18 protein-coding genes and 1 tRNA gene are annotated in these 20790 nt (G+C 35.9%); 8 read left to right on the top strand and 11 right to left on the bottom strand.

Annotated features, from left to right (window positions below; genetic code table 11):
- Position 1: 1 nt before the first annotated feature.
- The 5 genes from pheS to lepB form a co-directional block, all read right to left on the bottom strand.
- A complete protein-coding gene (pheS, locus tag RK01_RS03365; protein ID WP_016171868.1) occupies positions 2–1045 on the bottom strand; it encodes a phenylalanine--tRNA ligase subunit alpha in 1044 nt (347 codons plus the stop codon).
- Positions 1046–1400: 355 nt separating this feature from the next.
- On the bottom strand, positions 1401–1724 hold the full coding sequence (locus RK01_RS03360; protein WP_016171867.1) for a winged helix-turn-helix transcriptional regulator: 324 nt from the start codon (positions 1722–1724) through the stop codon (positions 1401–1403).
- Positions 1725–1784: 60 nt separating this feature from the next.
- Positions 1785–5465 (bottom strand): helicase-exonuclease AddAB subunit AddA, encoded by a 3681-nt coding sequence (gene addA / locus RK01_RS03355; RefSeq protein ID WP_016171866.1) that lies wholly within the window; start codon positions 5463–5465, stop codon positions 1785–1787.
- On the bottom strand, positions 5458–8994 hold the full coding sequence (locus RK01_RS03350; RefSeq protein ID WP_016171865.1) for a PD-(D/E)XK nuclease family protein: 3537 nt from the start codon (positions 8992–8994) through the stop codon (positions 5458–5460). The genes addA and RK01_RS03350 overlap by 8 nt, the downstream gene beginning before the upstream one ends.
- 128 nt (positions 8995–9122) lie before the next feature.
- A complete protein-coding gene (gene lepB / locus RK01_RS03345) occupies positions 9123–9674 on the bottom strand; it encodes a signal peptidase I (protein ID WP_016171864.1) in 552 nt (183 codons plus the stop codon).
- A gap of 181 nt (positions 9675–9855) precedes the next feature.
- On the opposite strand from lepB, the gene RK01_RS03340 reads away from it, so the two are divergent.
- Positions 9856–10452 (top strand): nitroreductase family protein, encoded by a 597-nt coding sequence (locus RK01_RS03340; protein ID WP_016171863.1) that lies wholly within the window; start codon positions 9856–9858, stop codon positions 10450–10452.
- Between the two features lie 49 nt (positions 10453–10501).
- Here the strand turns inward: RK01_RS03340 and RK01_RS03335 are convergent, their stop codons facing one another.
- Positions 10502–10978, bottom strand: a complete 477-nt coding sequence (locus RK01_RS03335; protein WP_016171862.1) for a hypothetical protein — start codon at positions 10976–10978, stop codon at positions 10502–10504.
- A gap of 159 nt (positions 10979–11137) precedes the next feature.
- On the opposite strand from RK01_RS03335, the gene RK01_RS03330 reads away from it, so the two are divergent.
- Both RK01_RS03330 and RK01_RS03325 read left to right on the top strand, forming a co-directional pair.
- On the top strand, positions 11138–11665 hold the full coding sequence (locus RK01_RS03330; RefSeq protein WP_016171861.1) for an HdeD family acid-resistance protein: 528 nt from the start codon (positions 11138–11140) through the stop codon (positions 11663–11665).
- A gap of 98 nt (positions 11666–11763) precedes the next feature.
- Positions 11764–12210 (top strand): hypothetical protein, encoded by a 447-nt coding sequence (locus RK01_RS03325; protein WP_016171860.1) that lies wholly within the window; start codon positions 11764–11766, stop codon positions 12208–12210.
- A gap of 78 nt (positions 12211–12288) precedes the next feature.
- Here RK01_RS03325 and RK01_RS03320 read toward each other — a convergent pair whose 3' ends face one another.
- Positions 12289–13194 (bottom strand): DNA/RNA non-specific endonuclease, encoded by a 906-nt coding sequence (locus tag RK01_RS03320; RefSeq protein WP_016171859.1) that lies wholly within the window; start codon positions 13192–13194, stop codon positions 12289–12291.
- Positions 13195–13369: 175 nt separating this feature from the next.
- On the opposite strand from RK01_RS03320, the gene RK01_RS03315 reads away from it, so the two are divergent.
- From RK01_RS03315 to RK01_RS03300, 4 genes are all read left to right on the top strand, one after another.
- Positions 13370–13453: transfer RNA gene (locus RK01_RS03315), tRNA-Leu, on the top strand.
- Between the two features lie 85 nt (positions 13454–13538).
- A complete protein-coding gene (locus RK01_RS03310) occupies positions 13539–13844 on the top strand; it encodes a hypothetical protein (RefSeq protein ID WP_016171858.1) in 306 nt (101 codons plus the stop codon).
- A gap of 370 nt (positions 13845–14214) precedes the next feature.
- Entirely contained in the window at positions 14215–14577 is a 363-nt protein-coding gene (locus RK01_RS03305; protein WP_016171857.1) for a hypothetical protein, read from the top strand.
- A gap of 2 nt (positions 14578–14579) precedes the next feature.
- Complete coding sequence (locus RK01_RS03300; RefSeq protein ID WP_016171856.1) at positions 14580–14849, top strand: hypothetical protein; 270 nt, start codon at positions 14580–14582, stop codon at positions 14847–14849.
- A 59-nt stretch (positions 14850–14908) separates the two neighbouring features.
- On the opposite strand, the gene RK01_RS03295 is transcribed toward RK01_RS03300, so the two are convergent.
- Entirely contained in the window at positions 14909–16693 is a 1785-nt protein-coding gene (locus RK01_RS03295; RefSeq protein WP_016171855.1) for an FAD/NAD(P)-binding protein, read from the bottom strand.
- Between the two features lie 377 nt (positions 16694–17070).
- On the opposite strand from RK01_RS03295, the gene RK01_RS03290 reads away from it, so the two are divergent.
- Positions 17071–17517, top strand: a complete 447-nt coding sequence (locus RK01_RS03290; protein WP_016171854.1) for a DUF305 domain-containing protein — start codon at positions 17071–17073, stop codon at positions 17515–17517.
- Between the two features lie 316 nt (positions 17518–17833).
- On the opposite strand, the gene RK01_RS03285 is transcribed toward RK01_RS03290, so the two are convergent.
- From RK01_RS03285 to RK01_RS03275, 3 genes are all read right to left on the bottom strand, one after another.
- Positions 17834–18145 carry a hypothetical protein gene (locus RK01_RS03285; RefSeq protein ID WP_016171853.1) on the bottom strand — a complete coding sequence of 104 codons (312 nt, stop codon included), beginning with the start codon at positions 18143–18145 and terminating at the stop codon, positions 17834–17836.
- Positions 18146–18514, bottom strand: coding sequence for a hypothetical protein (locus RK01_RS03280; RefSeq protein ID WP_016171852.1), 369 nt, complete (start codon positions 18512–18514; stop codon positions 18146–18148).
- Positions 18515–18984: 470 nt separating this feature from the next.
- On the bottom strand, positions 18985–20364 hold the full coding sequence (locus tag RK01_RS03275; protein WP_016171851.1) for an FAD-dependent oxidoreductase: 1380 nt from the start codon (positions 20362–20364) through the stop codon (positions 18985–18987).
- Positions 20365–20790 lie beyond the last annotated feature (426 nt).

Here is a 20790-nt window from a genome sequence, read left to right as displayed (position 1 = left end):
TTTACTCTCCTTTGAATTGACTTAAAAAGCGCAGGTCATTTTGATAGAAGTTACGAATATCGTTAACACCATAGCGCAACATCGCAACCCGATCTGGTCCAATCCCAAAAGCAAAACCAGCGTATTCTTCTGGATTTATCCCAGACATTGCTAAAACGTTTGGATGAACCATTCCTGCGCCTAGTATTTCAATCCAACCGGTATATTTACAAACATTACAACCAGCACCACCACATTTGAAGCAGCTCACATCCACTTCAACAGATGGTTCGGTAAAAGGAAAATAACTTGGACGTAAGCGAATTTTGCGATCTTCCCCAAACATTTTTTGCATCATCACTTCTAAAGTTCCCTTTAAGTCCCCCATCGTGACGTGTTTATCGACAACTAGACCTTCAATTTGATGGAATTGATGACTATGGGTTGCATCATCTGTATCGCGGCGAAAAACTTTTCCTGGTGAGATCATCCGTAATGGCCCCTTAGAAAAATCGTGTTTTTCCATTGTCCGAGCTTGAACAGGTGAAGTGTGAGTTCTGATTAAGATATCTTCTGAAATGTAAAAAGTATCTTGCATATCTCTAGCCGGGTGATCTTTTGGTAAATTCATCCGTTCAAAGTTGTAATGGTCACTTTCAACTTCATAGCCTTCGACAACTTGATAGCCCATACCGACAAAGATATCTTCAATTTCTTCCATAATTTGGGTTAAAACATGGCGATTTCCTTTATTTATTTGTTGTCCGGGTAATGTTACATCAATACTTTCTTCTGCTAGAGCAGCCGTTAAAGCAGCCTCTTCTAATATTTGTTTACGCGCTTCAATAGCTTTTGTCAATTCATCGCGAATTTCATTGGCAAAACTCCCAACTTTAGGACGCTCTTCTGCTGATAAATCTTTCATACCGCGCAAAACTTCTGTAATAGGACCTTTTTTTCCTAATATTTCCACTCGAATTTGATTTAACGCCTGTAAATCACTGACGTTGTCAATTTTTTCCATGGTTTCATTTTTCAACGATTCCAATTTGGCTTGTAACGACATCTTTGTTCCTCCTTAATTAAAGATATTCTCTCACATGAATTTAGCCTCTTCATCCAAAAAAGTGAGGTTGTATCTTGACTTTAGCAAATAAAAAAGAGACCTCGTCCTTAAAGGAACGAGGTCTCGCGATACCATCCTAATTCGTTAAAATTCAACGCACTTAATTTTAATAACGATTGCTAGACAACCGGCTTAGTTTTCACTAAGCAAGCTAGGAAGTGAATTTCATTTTTCGATGACGATCCCTGCTTTCAGTCTGTGACAGGACTCCCTTTTTTCGCATCAACCAAATTACTCGTTTCCATCATTGCTTCTTATTCAATTGTATCTAGTGTACAAAACTTTTGTCAGAAAATCAACTGCATTCTGAAGCATCAATCCATTTATTACCCCAATCTTTGACAGCAATCAGGCTTGCTTCCAAATCATGTCCTTTTTTGGTCAACTGATATAGGTTATCTTCTTTTTCCACGATACCCTCAGCACCTAGTTCTCGTAAGCGTTCCACTAATACCCGATCGCTTACTTCCGGAATTTTATTAGCTAAATCGACAAAGCGTTGGGCCCCGTCTTCTAATAATACATCGAGAATCAAACCGTTCCATTTTTTTCCCAAAATTGAAAAAGCTTTTTCAAATTTCGGACACAAACAAAATTCAGTTTCTACAACTTGTTCCACTTTCGGTCACCTCTTTTGACACATTATAGCACGCTTCTTACATTTTGTAAGCACAAAAGATTACAAAAGCGAAATTATTTTACGCCCCTTTAAAAAAACCAGATAACTCTGTGTAACAGGACGGTTATAAGTTTCTGTCAGCGCCTGACGATAAAGATTGATTTGTCCTTGATAACGTTTTACCAATTCGGCTTCATTACCTTCCCACAGATGGTCCGTTTTAAAATCATAAAGTAAAATTTCATCATCTAATACGTAGCCATCGATAATTCCGTGAATAAGCAATTCATCTGATTCATTATCATAATCATTAAAAATACTTGTTGTTTTTTGCAACATGGCAAACGGTTCTTCCCGATGTACTTTCTCCTGTTGTACAATCAATTGTTGCCCTAATGCTGTCGCAAAAAACCAAAGAATATCGGGAATAGAGACTTCTCCTGCCAATTCTGTTGTTAAACTTCCTTCTGCGACAAGTTGCGCAATAAACTGCGCCAATTCTGCTTCAGTGGGTGCTTTTTTTAGCGGTAATAATTGTAACACCATATGAGTAGCCGTTCCAACACTTGCCGCATCTAATTTTGTTTCAGCAATAAATTTAGGTATTGCTAGATTTTCATTTGTATAACGATTAACTGTCTGCTGTTTTTCCAAGCTACTTTGCCAATCTAACCGGTTTTCTTGCGTATTATCTGGATCTTCAAATACCCGTTTGATTTCTGTGACAGATTGATAACTGGTGGTCATTGTCGCTTTTTCGTACGGATAAACAAAATCTAAACGCTCCTTTACGCGCATTAAATCCGGCTGAATATTTACTTGTGTCTCTACTACTGCCTCATCCGTTGCCAGACTGGTATAACTCTCCCGCCAATTTTTTACTTTTTCTTGGTTGAACCACTGAATTGTAAAATGAGCCGGACTTGCCACGGTATAACTACGATCTTTTGCTTCACTAAAAACAGCTTCCATATCGGGATGACGCATTAGTGTCATTCCTACCCAATTGAGTAGCACATGGCTACCTTTTAAGCGCAGGGCTGAGTTCAAGATTTTCTTTTCTTGTGTTAGTGCGACTTGCCATGCTTGCAGTGCTTTCTCTTTACTTTCATAAGATCCCACTAAATATAACTTTTGTTCTGCTCGCGTTAAGGCCACATATAGTTTGCGCATTTCTTCTGAAAAAGCTTTATTGAGGCGCACTTGTTTTATTCCTTGGTAAGGCATCGTTTCATAACTTACTTGTCGGGTTTGATCAATATATTTAATACCCGCACCTAAATGTTCTTCAAAAATATAATTGCGATTAAAATCAAGACGATTAATATCGCGTGCCATATCTAACAAAAAGACAATAGGAAATTCCAACCCTTTACTCCCATGGATTGTCATGACCCGTACCGCATTTTCTACCGATTTTGTAGCTGGTTCGGCTAAGTCTAAATCTTTTTCCTGCATTTTTTCAATTAGACGAATGAATTGATACAATCCGCGAAAATTACTCTTTTCATAATTTTTTGCCCGTTCAACCAATGCGATTAAATTAGCATGGCGCTGAATGCCATTGGGTAATCCTAAACAATAATCCAAATACGCCGTTTCCTCATAAAGTCGCCAAATTAAATCGGGCAAAGCATTTCGCTTTGAAAAAGCGCGCCAGCTTTCCAGCTGTCTTAAAAAAATTTGTATTTTTTCTTTTAATTGTTCGTCTGAACCATAAACGCCATAATCTCGTAAAGCTTCAAAATAAAAACTATTTTTATCTTGCAAACGAATTTGTGCTAGCTCATCTTCTAATAACCCAACAATAGGAGAACGCAAAACAGAAGCTAAGGGAATATCGTTATAAGGATTATCGATAATTTTCAATAAGCTAATTATCGTTTGAATTTCGGTAGTTTGAAAATAGCTTTCTGCATCTGTGATTTCCAGTGGAATCCCGAGGTCATAAAAAGTATCTACAATAATTTGGTTATTGCCTTTAGTTGGCGTTAATAAAACAATGTCGCCATATTGAAGTGGGCGCATCATTTGTTTTTCTTTATCATAAATTTCAAAAGATTGGGTGATTAATTCTTTTATTTTCAAAGCTGTTAACTGAATCTCACCAGCTTGACGCGTTTCAAAATGTTTGACATCTTCTTTGCCACCTTTTTCAAATAAAAGTAATTCTGTTTGAAAAGAATCACTGGCAGGAAAATTAGGAAAACCTGCTATTAAAGTAGCCGCCTCATCATAATTAATTTGGCCTACCCGTTCATCCATCAATTGCTCAAAAACCAAATTGGTGAAATCGAGGACTTCTTTACGGGAACGGAAATTTTCTGCTAAAACAATTCTTCGGCCATTTTTTTTAAGTTGGTAGTCATTGTATTTTTCAATAAATAAAGTTGGATCTGCTAAACGAAAAGCATAAATAGACTGCTTCACATCGCCAACCATAAACATATTACCTGCATCTTCTGTATTGTCTCTGACATAACGCAAAATTGCTTCTTGTAAGCGATTGATATCTTGATATTCATCGACCATTACTTCTGTAAACTTCTCTTGGTAATAGTTTGCCGCCGGGCTTTCTGGAGCTGATAAAATTGCCAAAGTATAATGTTCCAAATCATTAAAGTCTAATACCCCTTTGGCTAATTTTTTTTGCGTATAAGCCAGACTAAAAGCTTTAGTCACTTCGCTCATTTTTTCTACTAATTCATACGATTCCGTTAGCAAATCATTCATCGTAGCTTCTGAATAAGGAAAATAGGTGGCGACTTGTGCGACACTTTCTTTTGCAGTGCTTTGAAATTCTTTAATACTGGCAGAAAGGTCGGCTAATTCCCCTCTTTTTTTGCGAACGTTCGTTTTTAAGTCCAATCCTTCGATCTGAGCAAAAAGCATTGCCATGTCATCTTTTAAAATTGCTTCTTGGAGCCGCTTCACTTGATTTAACTGTCCTGTCAACAGTTCCACATCTTTTACAAACTTGGCTTCATTTTGACTAAGAGCGACTGCTTTAGCGTAGTTTTCCAGTGCCAATTCCAGCTCTGCCAATACAGCAGGTTTAATTCCTTCTTGATACAACGTGGTATTTTGAAAACCTTCGTTTGCTTGATAATTTTCCGACAATTTTTCGAGCCATTCAGTAGGATTAGGGGCGGCACACGCAAATTGATACAAACGCATGACTAAATCGGTCAGTCCTTCATCAGAACGATCATTCCCAAAATTTTCCGTTAATTTAAAAAATACTTCATCATCACTGGCATAGTATTCTTCTCTTAACTGAGTCCACACCTCTTCTTGTAATAACAGTTTTTCTGTTTCATCACTTAAAAGCCGAAAGACGGGGTCTAAGTCAATCAAATAATAAAAACGTTTAATAACGGTCATGCAAAAAGCATGCAGCGTAGAAATATTGGCTTGCGGCAAAAGGACAAGTTGTTTAAGATAGTGCGCACGCAAATTACTATTGCCTTCTTCATTGATACTTTGGCGTAGCGCTTTTTCAATCCGCTCTTTCATTTCACTAGCCGCCGCTTCGGTAAACGTTACGATAAGTAAACGATCAATATCACTGCCACTTTTTAGTTTTTCAATCACACGTCTCACTAAAACAGTGGTTTTACCTGAACCGGCTGAAGCTGACACTAATAAGTTCTCGCCGCCATCAAAAACAGCTTGCCACTGACGATCTGTGAAGCGTTCATTTTCTGGTCTAATCGGAATAACTGGGTGAGTTTTAGACATCGCTGTTTTCCTCCTTGATTTCATTTAAAATTTCTTCTTTGGATAGCGTCGGAATCTCGTGATACTCATTTTGCGCTAGCATGACATCAAAAGTGCATAAGCTACGAAATAGGCAAAAGGTACAAGCTTTTTCACCACTGCTTTTTTTATAAGGATTCAACGTAATATTGCCGGTAACAATATTTTCAGCTGCATTTTTCATTAAATTGCGATTATGACGGCGCAATAGTTCCAACTCATCTTCTTTGTAAAAAGACTTTGAATTACTTTCTTTGTTTAACAAGCCGTCTTTATTGCTTAATACCGGATAAATAACCGAGCGTTCTTTTACCTCTAATGTATCATCCAACAATGGATATAATTCACTGTCTTCAGTAAAGATACCCTTATATTTATAAGCTTTTAAAACTTCAGCTAAGCTGGCTTCTTCTGCTTTTAACACTGGATCTTGAATTCGCATGTAGTATGCCCCGGCTGCTTTAACATCAGTATTTCCTACTAACTCGGCCGCATTGACTAACGCCACATCTAAATAAGTTAATAACTGCATCGCAAGCCCAAAGTACGCATCAGGCAAATTAAAGTCTTTTGCGCCAGATTTATAATCTACTACGCCTAGCCAAGTATGCGCATTGGTACGCGCTATATCCAAACGATCGATTTTACCCCGCACTGCTAGTTTACCCCCTGTTGACAAGGGAGCTTCAATTCCTTTGATACCCTTTGTACCAGCTAGTTGTCCAAAGACAATTTCAGTTGCCAGTGGTGTCATTTTCGTGCGTTGACTTTGTTTGTGTAACACCCAAATTACTTTTTTAATCGTCTTCCCTAAACGATAACGTAAATAATGCATCCGCGCTGAACTTTGTAAAATCATAAAACGAGGTTCTGCAAATATTTGTTGTAAAACCGTATCAATAAGCTGTTGTGCCTCATGTTCATCCAATTCTACTAATAATTTTTGTTTGGCAAAAACAGCCTGTAAAAATTGATCCAGAGCATCATGAAAAAGTGTCCCAGTTGTTAGTGAATCTAAACCAAACAGTTCTCTTTCCTTTAGGCGCAACCCATAATTGGCAAAATAGCGATAGCCGCACTGATAAAAGCTCTCCATCTGGGAAATAGAAGAATATAAGTCTTTTCCATATAGTTTTTCTGCCACTTCTTTTGGTAGTGTTACTGGCGTATTTACATAATCACGGCTTTCAAAAGCGCGTTGCGCCAAATTGCGATAAGAAGATTCCAACAGCAGATTTTCTAAGGTACGCCATTTTGTGTTTAAGTGTAATTTCTCGTCTTTTGCTTGACGGTACAATAAATTTAATTGGCCGACTAGATTACGATAAGTTGTTACAAAATTATCGGGTTCACTAGTGAGAGATAATTCCTCTAATAACACCATTTTTATCGAACCGCGACTAACAAAGCGTTGTAAGTACGGTGAAATCCTTAAGTTTTGCTCGGTATCATGATTGGCAGCGTAGCTCAAAAACAGTTCATCACAAGCGGATAAAAAGACTTTATAGGCTATAAACGGCGCTTTTGCCACACTTTCTGTTCTTAAGTCCCGTAACTGTTTTTCATCATTTAACGCTGTATTTAAAACTTCCCTATCTTCAATTGTTAACAAGCTATCATCAGAAACCGGCGCGGGAAAATTTTTATCATTTAAACCGATAGCAAAAGTAATTTTGGCTTGACCAATTCGTGCTAATCCCAATTGATTTAACTGAACTTGATCAATGGCAGAAGGCACTTTACCATAAAATGTGCTGTCTAATCCCGTTGTAAAAAGCAGGCTAAAATTGGTCAAATTGAAAGTATCTTCGCCATAAATTTCAACATAATCATCCATTAGCGCCATTAATGCTGACCACGTTTGTTCGTGATTACGGGCTAATTCCAAGTCACCTGCTGCAATATCTTTTTCCCGCCATTCTTTAATACGCTCATCGGCTTTAATAGCCATTAGAAACTGATATAAGCGTGCCACGGCTTCTTTAGCTGTTCTACTTTTTTGCAGCCGCTGCAAAAATTCTGCAATCTGTTTGGCAAAAGCTTGCCGCAAGCGATTGCTATTTTTAGTTAATTCATCCGCGTCTTCTTGGGACTCATTTTCAAAATCATATTGAACAATTTGCCAGTCTTCTGAGCGTGTCCAAAAATGGCCTTGAAAATTAAATTTTAAAGCTACATTCTCTGTCTGATCGACTACATCACGGTAATCTTGTAACCCTGTTTGCGTATTTTCAAAAAAGTAATCCGGAATAAATAGCTCCGTTTTCAATAATCGCATAATATCATTTAACCGATAGTGATATTCTCCGAGTGCAAATAGAGCTTGCAAAAATTCAACCAGCGGATGCTGAGCCATTGAAACTTGCTGATCCAAATAAAAAGGAATCTCTAATTCATGAAACACTGGTGGAATTAAGTGCCCATATGTTTCCAGATCATTCGTCAGAATTTGAATATCTTGGTAACGATAGTGACCTGAGGCTACCAATTTACGGATTTCAAAGGCCAGTCGATTGACTTCATCAGTAGGCTTTAAAGCTTGCCAAAGATGAATACTTTCTTTTGGCAAAGCAGGAAGTGTTTTACTGTTATCATTTTGTGTGTGGCGCCAAAAGCTTTCAACCGCTTCTTGCAAAGGAGCTTTTGTCAAAGGAGCAGCTTTTACATCTACTAAAATTTTCGTACCATTTTCCCGCGCACTTTGTAACAGTTGGTAATAAATTTTACCAGTATCATGGAAGAGGTCTAGTGCTTCAGGAGGATTTTCTACATAAGCTTTATCCAAAACCAAATCCAGCAATACATGACCTTTTTGGGCTAAAGTGGTTAATAAACAGCGTTCTTGGGCGTATAGTTCTTGAAAATCAGTTGCGATAAATAAGGTCTTACTTAAATTAGGCGGCGCAAACAGACTGCCAGTGTTTTCTCCTTTTAAATAGCTCGTCAATAAAGCTAAAGGGTCGACTACTTGTAATTGGCGTTTCATTAATTCCTGCTCATAACGGCTTAAAACTAAGCTTAATTCCGCAAATTTTAAACTTTGATCTGCATTTGCTCCTGGTTCAGATAACGTAGCGACTAAATCTTCTGGGGCGAGATTACCAACTTTTAGCTCTTGGTACAGCCCCAATAATTTGGCAGAAAATCCTTTTTTTTCAACTTCGCCGCGATACAGTAATAGTTCTGACTGGCTTTCTTCCAATACTTTTTGTAAAAGCATGAGTCTCCCTGCCTCAGACAATGTTTGATTGGCCAGTTGCCCAGTTTTTTGCAGATAAAACCACGCCAAGCGGTAAAAACTAAAAACTTGCGCGCGAATAGTCGAAAAAGAAACTGTCTCCGCAGGTTTTAATGCTTTTAAAATTTCTTGCTCTTGTTCAAATTTATTATAGTTAGGCACAAGAAAAAAAACGTTATTTTCTTCATCTTGATTAAGCCATTCCTGCGCTTTTTTTATATAAGTTTGGCGATGATCTAAAGCACCATTGCCAATTAAAAATTGTAAAGTCATATCAAACTCCCTTTCTTGCCTAAAGCATTTGAAGTTATCGTGTTACTAGCATAGTATAACAAAAAAAAGTCGACAATTTGAACGAGTACGTTCAATAGTCAACTTTTATTTTGCTTTCATCACTTTACTTATTTGTTAATAAATCCAATTTCTTTTAAAGGCCAAAAAATAAACTTCACATCGCCCGAAACGGTATTTTCATCAATAAAACCAATCGAACGGGTATCTTTTGAAATACGACGGTTATCCCCTAGAACTAAAATTTTACCTGCTGGTACTTTTTCAAAATTAAAGTTTGGTTCTTGATTGGGGCTCAAAGTCAATGGCATACCATCGTTTAATTGCTTTTTATATTCCGCCAAATAGGGTTCCGCTACTTTTTTACCATTAATGAAAAGTTGGTCGTTTTGGTAGCTTACCTCGTCTCCTGGCAAACCAATGACCCGTTTAATATAGTACTTATCTGGTTCATCAGGAGCCGGAAAAGTAACGATATCAAAACGTTTTACCTTGGTATTTAATAATGCAATGACCCGTTCGCCATCTTGTAAAGTGGGATCCATTGAATCACCTTTTACCACTACTGGGGTAAAAATAAATAATCGTACCGCTACTAAAATGACCACTAAGCCGATTAAAAACAATGCCGACTTCAGCCATTCATAATTCTTATTTTTCAAGCGTCTTATCCTTCTTCCTCAATTTTCGTACTTTAATTTTACCATAGAGTCTTTTTTTCACCAAAATTTGCGACTATTACGACTATTAATAAGAAAAACTTAAGTGAGCATATTAGTTTACTAACTAAATGTAAGTATGTATACTAACGTTGTTACTTAATTAAACAAAGGTGGTTATTATATGTCAAACTTTTTAGAAACAATCAAAAATCGTCGTTCAATCTATGCTTTAGGACGTAACGTTAACCTTAAGGAAACAGAAATTGAAGAAATTATTAAAGAAGCAGTTAAATATAGCCCAACAGCTTTTAACGCACAATCACCTCGGGTTGTCATCTTATTTGGACAAGCTCATGAAAAATTATGGGAAATGACTGAAGAAGCATTAAAACCTTTAACTCCTGCAGAAGCATTTCCAAATACACAAGCCAAATTAGCTGGGTTTAAAGCCGGCCTTGGTACTGTTTTGTTCTTTAAAAACACAGATACAGTTAAAAACTTACAAGAAGAATTTGCATTGTATGCTGACAACTTCCCTGATTGGGCAGAACAATCAAACGGTATTGCCACTGCGAATGCCTGGACTGCTTTAGAAGAAGCTGGACTTGGCGCTAACTTACAACACTACAATCCAGTTATTGATGAAGCTGTTGCCAAAGAATGGAATATTCCTGCCAACTGGCAATTACGCTCACAATTAGTATTTGGTTCTAAAGAAGCTGAAGCTGGTGAAAAAGACTTCTTAAGCGATGACGAACGTTTCCTAACTTTTAAATAATTTGTAAACAAAAATAGACTAGCATCTAAACATTCTGTTTAGTACTAGTCTATTTTTTTTCATCTAACAAAATATCCATTGGAGTACCTTCTTTTAAATGATTCGCCAAAAATTCCACGATTTCTTCTAGAGGTTCATTTAAAACAAACAATGGCCCTCGCATTCCCCGCCGAAAAAAATTGACCTTTACTTGGTTTTTCGTTTTTAACAAAACAATGCGATCAACTTCACCATAAGGAATTCCTTTTTTATCCATTGCATTAACACTAATATGACTTTCCGTAAACCCTTTGGCATCCATTAGAAAACTTAAGATAATCATACCCGCTAATACCCCCCGAACATTTTCATCTAAAGTAGTTGGATTTATTAAAACCATGCCAATTGTGCCCAATCCCAAAAACAAAATAAGATAAAAGCTGGTCGACTTACGGCGAGATTTAAAAATAAGCTCTCTTTCGATTAGCAATAAATATGCAAATAATACAATGACAAAAATCAACATTAAGACAGTAAATGGTGTCAAATGTTCTCCCCCTCTCTTTTTTATCTTACCATAAAAACGCTATCAGCCAAATTGCCAGTATCTTTACCTTATCTACAAAAATGAACCTACTATTTTCTTTATTCGTCAATTTTCGTTACAATAAAAAAGAAGATAGAAAAAAATAGAGGAGTTTTTATTATGGATAACTTTTTTAAAACATTTCGTGAAAATTTATTATTAAGTGGTATCGCTTATGGCATTTTAGGGATTTTAATTTTAATTAAACCTGAACCCTTTTTCAATGTGATTGTCTACATTTTTGCAGCTTTCTTTGGGATCATGGGTGTGATTAATTTGATTAACAATTATCGCGCACAAAAACGTGGGTATTCTGGTTCACAGTTAACAACTGGTATTTTACTTTTAGTAGCTGCTTTTCTAATTTTGATTTTTGCAAAAGCTCTTGTCTCTATTATCCCAATTTTCTTAGGTGTCTTTATTTTAATTAGTGGCATTACCCAATTGGTGCAAGAATTGCAATTGAAAAAAGAAAACGCAGCGCGGACTGGCTGGTTTGTTTTTAGCATCTTATTAATTATTGCTGGGGCTTTATTATTATTTAACCCATTCCGCAGCGTATTACTTGTTTTTCAAATTTTTGGCGGACTGTTGGTAATTTTGGGTATCTCTCGTCTAATGGATTTCTTCCGTTTAAGAAATGTTTAAAGTTTCAATTATGACAATCTTTTTAAAAAATTTGGGCGCTTTTTCTAATTTTTTTCCTTTATAATACCTTTGTTATCCAGGAATTAGGAGGTGAAAATATGCCAATAGAAAAAAGCCAACAAAAACAACAACCCGTGATTATTGTTAAAGATGATAGTGGCCACGTTTTACGAAAAGTTTCTGTCAAAGAGTGGCTAGAAAACCATCCTTTTAACGATACAAAAGAAGATTTTGAATTAAAACTTTATCGAGAAGCATTAAATTACTTTTATTTAAAAAGATATGATCAAGCTGAAGATTTATTCATTTATCTTTGTGAAGTAACCAGTTACCAGCGCTATGAGTATATTGAACGTGTCGCTACATTATATCGCACACAAAGTCGCTTAGATAAAGAACGGTGTATTTTACTCCTAGCCAAAAGAGCACAGGAAAAAAATCATGCACCAAAAGAATTACTGCAACGCATCACTCGCCGTTTGGATAAGGTCGATAAGCAATTAAATCACTATCAAAAAGCAAATAATTTACTCGCTTTAAACTAAAAATACCCAAGCTATCTTTTACTGACTGAATAATAGGCAGTCAGAAGTCTGATAGTTTGGGTATTTTTTAATCGTTGTTTATTTTGAAGTTGAATTTTTAGTATTTAGGATTTGACTCGTACCATCTGCATAGTTTAACTTCACACCATCTTGTACATTAAAGATATATACATTCATTTTTATCGCATTACTACCAATCGATTGGGCCATCAGGTGGACCCCCCGAGCCAAAAGTTCATCACTACGAAATATGGGCGTCACTTCATAGCGAACAAAATGTTTTTTATCCTGCTCCAAATAATATTTAATATCCATTTCAAAACGTAACATCTCTGGATTATTCAATTGGCGGGTACCTGTGATTAAATTTTGCCAGTTAGCATTTTCCCCAGCTAATGCAAAACCAATCAAATGGGAACGATTGTATAAATAGCTGCCTCCGATTTTTTTATTACGCCAGCCAGTAGGAGTCACTTTTGAAATACTACCCCGTTTTTCTGTAGGCATCAAACTCTGGTTTAGCAAAGCTTCAGCGCCAGTAGCCCGATTTAATGTATCCAATGGGTAATATTTTTCCCATGCGCCACTTTTAGTACTCAGCTCAGATTTTGAAAAAGTAGGTTGGCCATGATTAATTTCAATTGTTTGTTTTCCAGCATAATTTAGTTGGGCCAACTCATTTTTCAAAGCTTGCAATTTTTTAGGACTCTGCTGAAGGCTGCCACTACCTGTTTTGTTCTCCTCCATATTCTTTTCAGAAGCTTCAGATTGACTACTAAAACTTGTGGTAGTTTGCCGCTTCTTTGATATTGTCTGCTGATTTTGAGTATTGATTACGCCGCTTCCAGATAATAAGGCCATTATCGAGGCGACAATTAACACGAAACTAGGCTTTTTTTTACGTTGCTTAGTAGTGGCTTGTATCAAGGTAATAATCCCAATAATTACGCCCAATAAACCACCTAATATTAAAACAGTATCCATCTATTTCCTTCTTTTCTGTAAATTTATTTCACCTTATACCCTAGCAAATGGTCGTCTTGAAAACAAACAGAAACATTTATGTAGCCTTTCATCTGACACCAATTCTCTTTTCATCAGTCCTTTTTCTTGAAATAAAAATAACCTTGGCTTAGAATAAATCGTGGTTTCTTTTTAAGCGGAGTTGGTGGAACGGCAGACACGTATGCTTCAGGCGCATATGTCCATTACGGACGTGAGGGTTCAAATCCCTTACTCCGCATTTTACAATGAAAAGGATAACTTGTTTTTATACACTTGGAAGAAGCGTTCTCGCTAGTAGTAAACCCACCCGTAAGGAGACTTTTATGCCATTTATCGCGATTTTAATTGATGCTTTGACTTTTGGAGCCTATTTTTTACAGTTACATACTGATAATCATACTTGGCGTTTTATTGGATTAATCTTGCAAGGTATCCTGACGATTTGTCTATTATTATTAGTCATTGTTTATCACGGCAAGCGTTATTCCAACTATCGACCTAAAGGTTATTCTTATCTTACTATCCATTTTGCGATTATCCTTTTTTCTTTTTTTATGAATGCAATTGTCTTTTTTCTTTATCTTTTAAACTTTATAGGTGCCAATAATTTGATTTTTTCCTCTTTTTGATAAAAATTAAGTTTTTGATAAGTTGATATTTTATCCGTCTTTATGGTCATCTATCTGTTATACTTAATGCTACGCGAAAAATATTGTTATGCGATAGATTGATTTATTTCGTTGAATTTAATCCATTTGGCGTAACTACAGAGTTACAGAGATGTATTAGAGGTTAGGGAATACATTGTTTAAACGAGAAATAACATGAATTTTAGTAATAGTCTTGATCCAACCTTAAATAATAATATTGATTAGTCAGATAGCCTTCTCTAGTAATAGAGAGGGCTATTGTCCATTTTACACCAAATTCTCACTTCTCTCTTTACAAAACAAACATACGTTCGTATAATAGAATTATCAAAAAGTTGGAAGTGATGATATGCGTACCCCACCACCTTATCAAGATCGTAAATTATTAAAGTGGAAAGGTTTTTATTTATCCGAACATACCCGCCAAATGAACGCGAAGAAAGCAGAAAAAGCTTATGTCTGGCCCGCCAAAATTGCTATGGATTACGATGAGATTGAGCGAATTTTATATGAAGCGCGTTTAAAAGACTACAATATCGCTATCCAAAAAGAAGAAGTAAACGAAGAGGGACAATACTCGCCTGATATTGTAGGCAAAATCCAAGGCTACGATTCTCGCGGTATATATGTTGATAATCAAAAAATTGATTACGATGAAATTCGCCATGTTGCATGCATTAATATTGCAAAATGGTCTGCATTGGAGGAGTAACAATGATGAATTTAAAAGGAACCATTCAAAAAATCAAAGTTGTCCATCTATCCGAACATCCTCTTGTCTACTTCCGTTTGGATAATGTTCATTGTTTAATTGCTAACCATGCTTTAAAATTTTTAGCGGATGTTACAATCGGCAGTACTGTTAGTCTCGCTGGGGGCTACAATACACGCAAACAATTTGTTGTAAAAAAATATAGCGTGCTGGGAAAACCACAAATTGTAATAGAATTTGAAAGCAGTCTTTATCCGCCTAAACACGTTTAGGCGTTTTTTTGTATCCAACCTATATAGATAGCTGTTTAGTATTTCAAAAAAGCAGCAACTTATGGATTTTTTTTGTAAATAGTTTCACTGATTTGATTGGCCAAATAAAAGACGCGGTCATCACTTTTAGGCCGTGGGGAGGCTGCATTAAGCCAGTCTAAGCCTTCTAGGGGAATCCCATAACAAAAGAGATGAGACTGAAGGTTTTCCCTACTGTCTATCACCTGATGGGTTTTGCGATTCACCAGTAGCGCACCGGTTTCATGTTTTTCTCCTTCAAATGTCACTGTATGTGGTGTCAAATAGCCCTTGTTTTTCATTTGACGCAGGAGGGGATTTTTCGTTTTAGACAAATTTGTTCCTGGTAGCCGTGCTTCAATTAAATTCTTTCCTTTAAAAATTCGCTGTTTATCTTGCTTACTATAGGCTATAAACTCATTATTTTTTTGCTCTACCACCATATCTGGTGCTAAAAACGTTACAAATCCAGCTTTAAAGAGGGCTAATAGTTGTTTTTGTCGAATTACAGGAGCCCCAATTGTTAAAAAACTATAGCTCCGGTTAAAATCACCCCAAAAATCTTGGTAGTATTCTTTAGGTGAAAATTTTTCCTGATCCAACATATAATCAAAAGGTGCCTGCAGCTCTTTAAATGTATCAATTGCCGCTGCGATTGCACCCTTTTTATTTCCTAATTTTGCTTGCGCAATATCTTCTTTCAGATAATCAGAAATGAAAGTAGGAAAATCTGTTGCCAAAACATTTTGAGCTGGCTTTAAAAGTTTGTTCCAATCAAGTTGAACAGCTTTAGGAATATGATATTTTTCCAATACACTATTGGCATCTTTTTCACGATACTCTGCCAAAAAAGCCGACAAATTCAAATTAACATTCGCTAAAGCAATTTGATAATAAACTAATTCTGCTTCTTTTTTTAATAACGCAACGAGTTCTTTAACAGATCCTTGAAATTGGGTCATAAATTTTTTGGTCAAAATTTGTGGCTGGGCGTCTTCACCTGGCATTTTTTGATTGGTTGGGCGCGCATGATAGGGTAATCCTCTTCCCGAACCCACAATGATTTTTTCTTCTTTTCCTGACGGTATGTAAATCATTTCTTCCTCTTTTTGCAGAAATTTTCCGCCCCATTGATTAATTAACAATGGTAGATAGTCATAAAAACTCAAACCCAATCCGCGAATAATAATTGGTCCTTCCACTAATTTTTCCAGGGGAGCATCTGCGGGGTTACTGGGACGTTGATAAAATAAATGATTCTTTTTTGCAAAAGCCCCATTCTCTTTTTCTACCTCGCTCGCTTCATTTTGTGAGTGGCCGGTAGCTAAAATAACGTCGGTGACGAAATATTCTTTTGAAGCTCTCACCATAATTTTTTCATTTTCGTAAGTTAAATCAGTCACTTTTTCTCGAATAAGTTGTAAATGGATTTTTTTAGGTAAGTTTTTTGCAATTTCATTAAAAAACCATCGTTGATAAACACCATAATATCGACGGGAACAATAGTCGTTTCTTACTAACTTCGTTTCTGCGATAAACTTTTTTTGCTCCTCTATCGGTAGTGAATTTAAAAAAGCTAAAGCATGATTTTGACTCCACTCTGCTAGATTTGGTCCTTCATCTTCTGAAAACAAAGTCACATGTTGCAAAACCGTATTCATTATCACATCGCCGCTTTGATTACTCCGCCATACACTTCCTCCCGGCCCATAAGGATCAAAGATTAGAATCTCTGTTTCTTCATTAACATTCCTAGCTTTTTTAACTAAACTGGCTAGTGCAATTAATCCAAATGGTCCTGCGCCAATAATCGCAATTTTTTTCATCGTCTTTCTCCTTATATCTTTTCTAGTAAAAAAGATTTCCAGTCCTCTTTAAAATCGCCATCGAAATTTGTAAAAAGAACATTCTTAATCTTAGAGTAAAGAATAATCAGCGTCAGTGCAAATTTGAACCCTCTCCTTATACCAAAATACATCTTTAACAGGGGAAGATTTTTAATCTATTAGACTTGTAAAAATGGGGATTTTCTATTTTGAGCAGCTTTTTAAATAGGGATTTAATCTTCTTTTTTAAGTAATAAAAATATTCTTCTCCGTTGGAAAGTTATAAAATTGTTCGTAATTTACCTTTTTCGTTATACTAATTATATAAGAAAATTTTTACGTTATTTGACATCTGATAAAAGAAAGGGGTAGTAAGAATGAAAAAGTATGTAAAATTTTTAGTGATGATCGGGGTTTCTACAATTTTGATGTTTGGTATGATGTATTTGAATGTATATAAAATCGACCATATTTTCTTTAGCCAAACCCGAGTTTTCATGGCTATTATGATGGGGGCTGCGATGGCTATTGTAATGTTGCTGTTTATGTGGAAAATGTATACCAATAAAAAAATAAATATAGCAATCTTAATTACGAGTATTTGTCTGTTTTTGGGCTCTCTCTTTATGGTCCGTAGCCAAACCGCAGTTGATGATGTTGCATGGATGAAGGCGATGATTCCCCATCATTCTATTGCAATTTTAACGAGTAAAAGAGCAGATTTGACCGATCCAGAAGTTAAAAAGCTAGCAGAAAGTATTATTGAAGCCCAGGAAAAAGAAATTGACGAAATGAAAACTTTAATTAAAGAATTGGAAAAATAAACGAAGCGATTAGGAAAAGTTCCTGCTTCAACTTTGGCTTACTGCCAATAAATCATCCATTTGATCGTAACTAATACTTTGCAGGAATTACAAGTTAAGGCAAAAACTTTATTTTTAAATTCAATAAAACAAACTAAAGGAGAGTTGTGTCCACAACTCTCTTTTAGTAACTTTTTTCGTATCTAATTTAAATGATTTAGAATATAACGTCATTATTTTTCTAACCACTCAAACCATTAACCGCAAAAAAAGTGATTTTTGCCGCTTATAACATTTCCACCTGACGTACAAATAAAAAAGTTAAAATTTTGACTATCTAAGCAATTTTTTCAATACGAATAAAATAGCCCTCAATTGATTCACTAATTTGGCTTAAAACATGAAATCCTTGATCATTTTCATAGCGTGGCACTTCTAAAAGCTTCACTTCCACTCGGTTTAATGGAACCCCCACAATTAATTCGTCTGAAATCATATGCAAAGCCATAATATCAGAAATTTGATTTCCTAAAATCATTAATTCCCTTTTTTCTTTGTTAGAGCGCCAAGCTGGATTTTGCATTAAACGCAACCCGCTGATTAAGATACCACTTTTAATTACTTTTTCGGAAATAACAGGACGCCACACTTATGCCACCTGCTTTAAAGGATGATGTTCAATAGAAATTGGCGAGTCACTGGCTACTGTTAGTGTGACGAGACTACGATATTTTGCAGCAATTTTTTTCATTTCATTTGCTTCTTCTGAGGTACAATCAACATAAAAGATGATACCATCGTATTCGTCTTCAAATTTTGCTAAAAACTGATTTGCTTGCGCGAGCCATTTATCTTTAATTGTCAAACTTTCATAAAAAATGATTTGTTTATTACGTAAATAATTTTCTGGTAGCTTTTTAGGAAATCCCACCACTGCAATTTTTTCTCCGGTATGTTGCCGCTTAATATGCGTCCAAACTTGAGTAATTTTCCGTTGTTTTCCGTAAATCATGTACATTTTGTTTTGCTCCTTAATATTTGATTATTTTGTTAAGACGGCAATAGCCCACCGTCGTACTTTCATCTTGCAAGACTATCACCTCCTCTAATCCCAAATAAAGGAACAACTACTTCTCCACCATAGCAAAGATAATCTTTAAAGCAAGTAACGTAAGAATATGGTAAGTTGTTTTCTTACTGGATTCTTACTAAAGAAACTAACATCATCGTTAGCGCTCACTCATTCATCGGTACCAGCTTTTTAAGGCCTTTTTGGCTTTTAGGCAAATAAAAAAGGCTTACAGGTGACTATATAATTCGTCTACCTGTAAACCAGATTCTCTTTTTAATTATTCATTGCAATCTTCAAAAATGCACGCCTAACACTGCTAATCATTTTTAAAATTCTGCTAACAATATACGCGTCTGAATTGCATTACAAAAATTCCCTTTAAAAATTAGTTTACTCTAAAAAATCATTTTTAGTGGCTATTCAATAAATTCTTTTTCGCCCAATGCATGTTGTGCCGCTAAGTTTAACAAGCTCCATTGACGGTCAAAGCCTGGTTGGAAGAAGAAATCAGCTTCTGCCAAGTCTTCAATGGTCATTTTATTTTGAATCGCCAATGCTAAAACATTTCCTTGGGCAGTAATATCATAGGTAGATAAAACTGCTCCCCCTAAGATTTGATGCGTGATTGGATCAAAGAAGAGTTGGACTGAAACTTTTTTATTGCCAAATTTTTCTGGCACATATTTAGGTCGTAACGTATCTTCGTAATAAGAAGTGTAAAGGTTTTTACCTGCTTTTTGCGCTGTAAAACTATTTAAGCCACTAGCCGCAAAATGATAATCAAAGACACTCAATGCAGAAGAACCTACAACGCCACCAAATGGTTTACTTGGTACTTTTTCAAATAGATGTTTCACAACATATCTCGCTTCTCTTCTAGCCACTGTCGCTAGCGCAATCGGCATTTTGGCATTAGCAGGAACAGAATAAGCCAAAGTTGCATCCCCGACTGCATAAACATCTGGTAAATTGGTTTGTAAATATTCATTGGTCATAATCCAGCCGCGGTCATCCAAATCGACAGTGCCTTTTAGCCATTCTGTATTAGGTTTCACCCCTGCTGCTTGGATAATTAAATCCACCGAAATTTCTTCGTTGTTTACTTGAATAGCTGAAACTTTTTGATCCCCTAAAAACGCTTCAATCTTTGCCCCAGTCATTACTTTAATCCCATTTTCGGTCAGGTGGGTGGCTAATATATCGGTCATTTCTTTATCAAGGTAAGTTCCTAAAGGCCGATCAATCATATCTAACAAAATGACTTCTTTACCTGCTTTTTGAAAAGCTTCGGCAGCTTCAATCCCAATATAACCCGCACCGATCACGGCTACTTTCTTTATTTCAGGGTTGGTTAACTTGTCTTTAATTTTTGTCGCCCAATCATATCCCCGCATTAAATAGACATTTTCTAATTCTGTACCAGGGACAGGAAGTGAATTTGGTGTAACCCCTGAACTTAAAATCAATTTATCATATTCATAGTCTGCTGTGGTATCGTCTAATTTATTTTTAACTGTTACTGTTTTATTATCGGCATTAATGGATTGAACAAGTTGATTATTTAAAATATGCACATTAGATTCTGGGAAATTTTCAGGTCTAAAGTTACGCACATCATTGACGTCAGTAACCTGGTTTTCTAAATACAATTCCATCCCACATGACATAAATGAGATATAATCACCTGCTTCAAATAATGTAATTTCGACATCGTCTTCATATCTTGACAATAATTCAAGGATGGATTGGTGTCCACCGTGTGAAGCACCTACGATAATAACCTTGCTTTTACTCATATTGTTCTCCCCTTCCTTTTAATGGTAAAACTAGCTTCCTTTACCATACATTAATAGCATAATACTTATGTTTTTTTATTTCATGTGTTCTGCTCAAAAATATTTAATAAAAATCTCCTATTTGAATCTTTTGCTTTCAAATAATATGTCTCAAAATGAAAAAGACCCCTAAAACTAACTACCATTGGCAAGTTTTAGGGGGCTTACTTATTTGATAATGGAATTTTTTACTTTTTTTGCCCAACTATTACGAAAATTTATTTGCCAAATCATGAATTTTTACGTCGGCAAATCGTAGGCAAATCAGAAAAATACAGGTCATTTAGAAATGATGTTTTCATAAAAAATCTCCGCCCTAATTTTTTTCTGGGCGGTGATTGGGCGGAAGTCTTGATGAAAACGGCCTATTCCTTTCACTTGTTTTCA

The sequence above is a fragment of the Enterococcus dispar ATCC 51266 genome (assembly GCF_000406945.1).
GTDB classification, from domain to species: domain Bacteria; phylum Bacillota; class Bacilli; order Lactobacillales; family Enterococcaceae; genus Enterococcus_C; species Enterococcus_C dispar.
Note: the sequence above shows the minus strand (reverse complement) of the source record. Positions and strands in the feature narration are given on the sequence as shown.

Coding starts and splice junctions, on each gene's coding strand:
- pheS (WP_016171868.1), bottom strand. CDS start 1,045: ATGTCGTTACAAGCCAAATTGGAATCGTTGAAAAATGAAACCATGGAA.
- addA (WP_016171866.1), bottom strand. CDS start 5,465: ATGTCTAAAACTCACCCAGTTATTCCGATTAGACCAGAAAATGAACGC.
- RK01_RS03350 (WP_016171865.1), bottom strand. CDS start 8,994: ATGACTTTACAATTTTTAATTGGCAATGGTGCTTTAGATCATCGCCAA.
- RK01_RS03340 (WP_016171863.1), top strand. CDS start 9,856: ATGTCAAACTTTTTAGAAACAATCAAAAATCGTCGTTCAATCTATGCT.
- RK01_RS03330 (WP_016171861.1), top strand. CDS start 11,138: ATGGATAACTTTTTTAAAACATTTCGTGAAAATTTATTATTAAGTGGT.
- RK01_RS03325 (WP_016171860.1), top strand. CDS start 11,764: ATGCCAATAGAAAAAAGCCAACAAAAACAACAACCCGTGATTATTGTT.
- RK01_RS03320 (WP_016171859.1), bottom strand. CDS start 13,194: ATGGATACTGTTTTAATATTAGGTGGTTTATTGGGCGTAATTATTGGG.
- RK01_RS03310 (WP_016171858.1), top strand. CDS start 13,539: ATGCCATTTATCGCGATTTTAATTGATGCTTTGACTTTTGGAGCCTAT.
- RK01_RS03305 (WP_016171857.1), top strand. CDS start 14,215: ATGCGTACCCCACCACCTTATCAAGATCGTAAATTATTAAAGTGGAAA.
- RK01_RS03300 (WP_016171856.1), top strand. CDS start 14,580: ATGATGAATTTAAAAGGAACCATTCAAAAAATCAAAGTTGTCCATCTA.
- RK01_RS03295 (WP_016171855.1), bottom strand. CDS start 16,693: ATGAAAAAAATTGCGATTATTGGCGCAGGACCATTTGGATTAATTGCA.
- RK01_RS03290 (WP_016171854.1), top strand. CDS start 17,071: ATGAAAAAGTATGTAAAATTTTTAGTGATGATCGGGGTTTCTACAATT.
- RK01_RS03280 (WP_016171852.1), bottom strand. CDS start 18,514: ATGTACATGATTTACGGAAAACAACGGAAAATTACTCAAGTTTGGACG.
- RK01_RS03275 (WP_016171851.1), bottom strand. CDS start 20,364: ATGAGTAAAAGCAAGGTTATTATCGTAGGTGCTTCACACGGTGGACAC.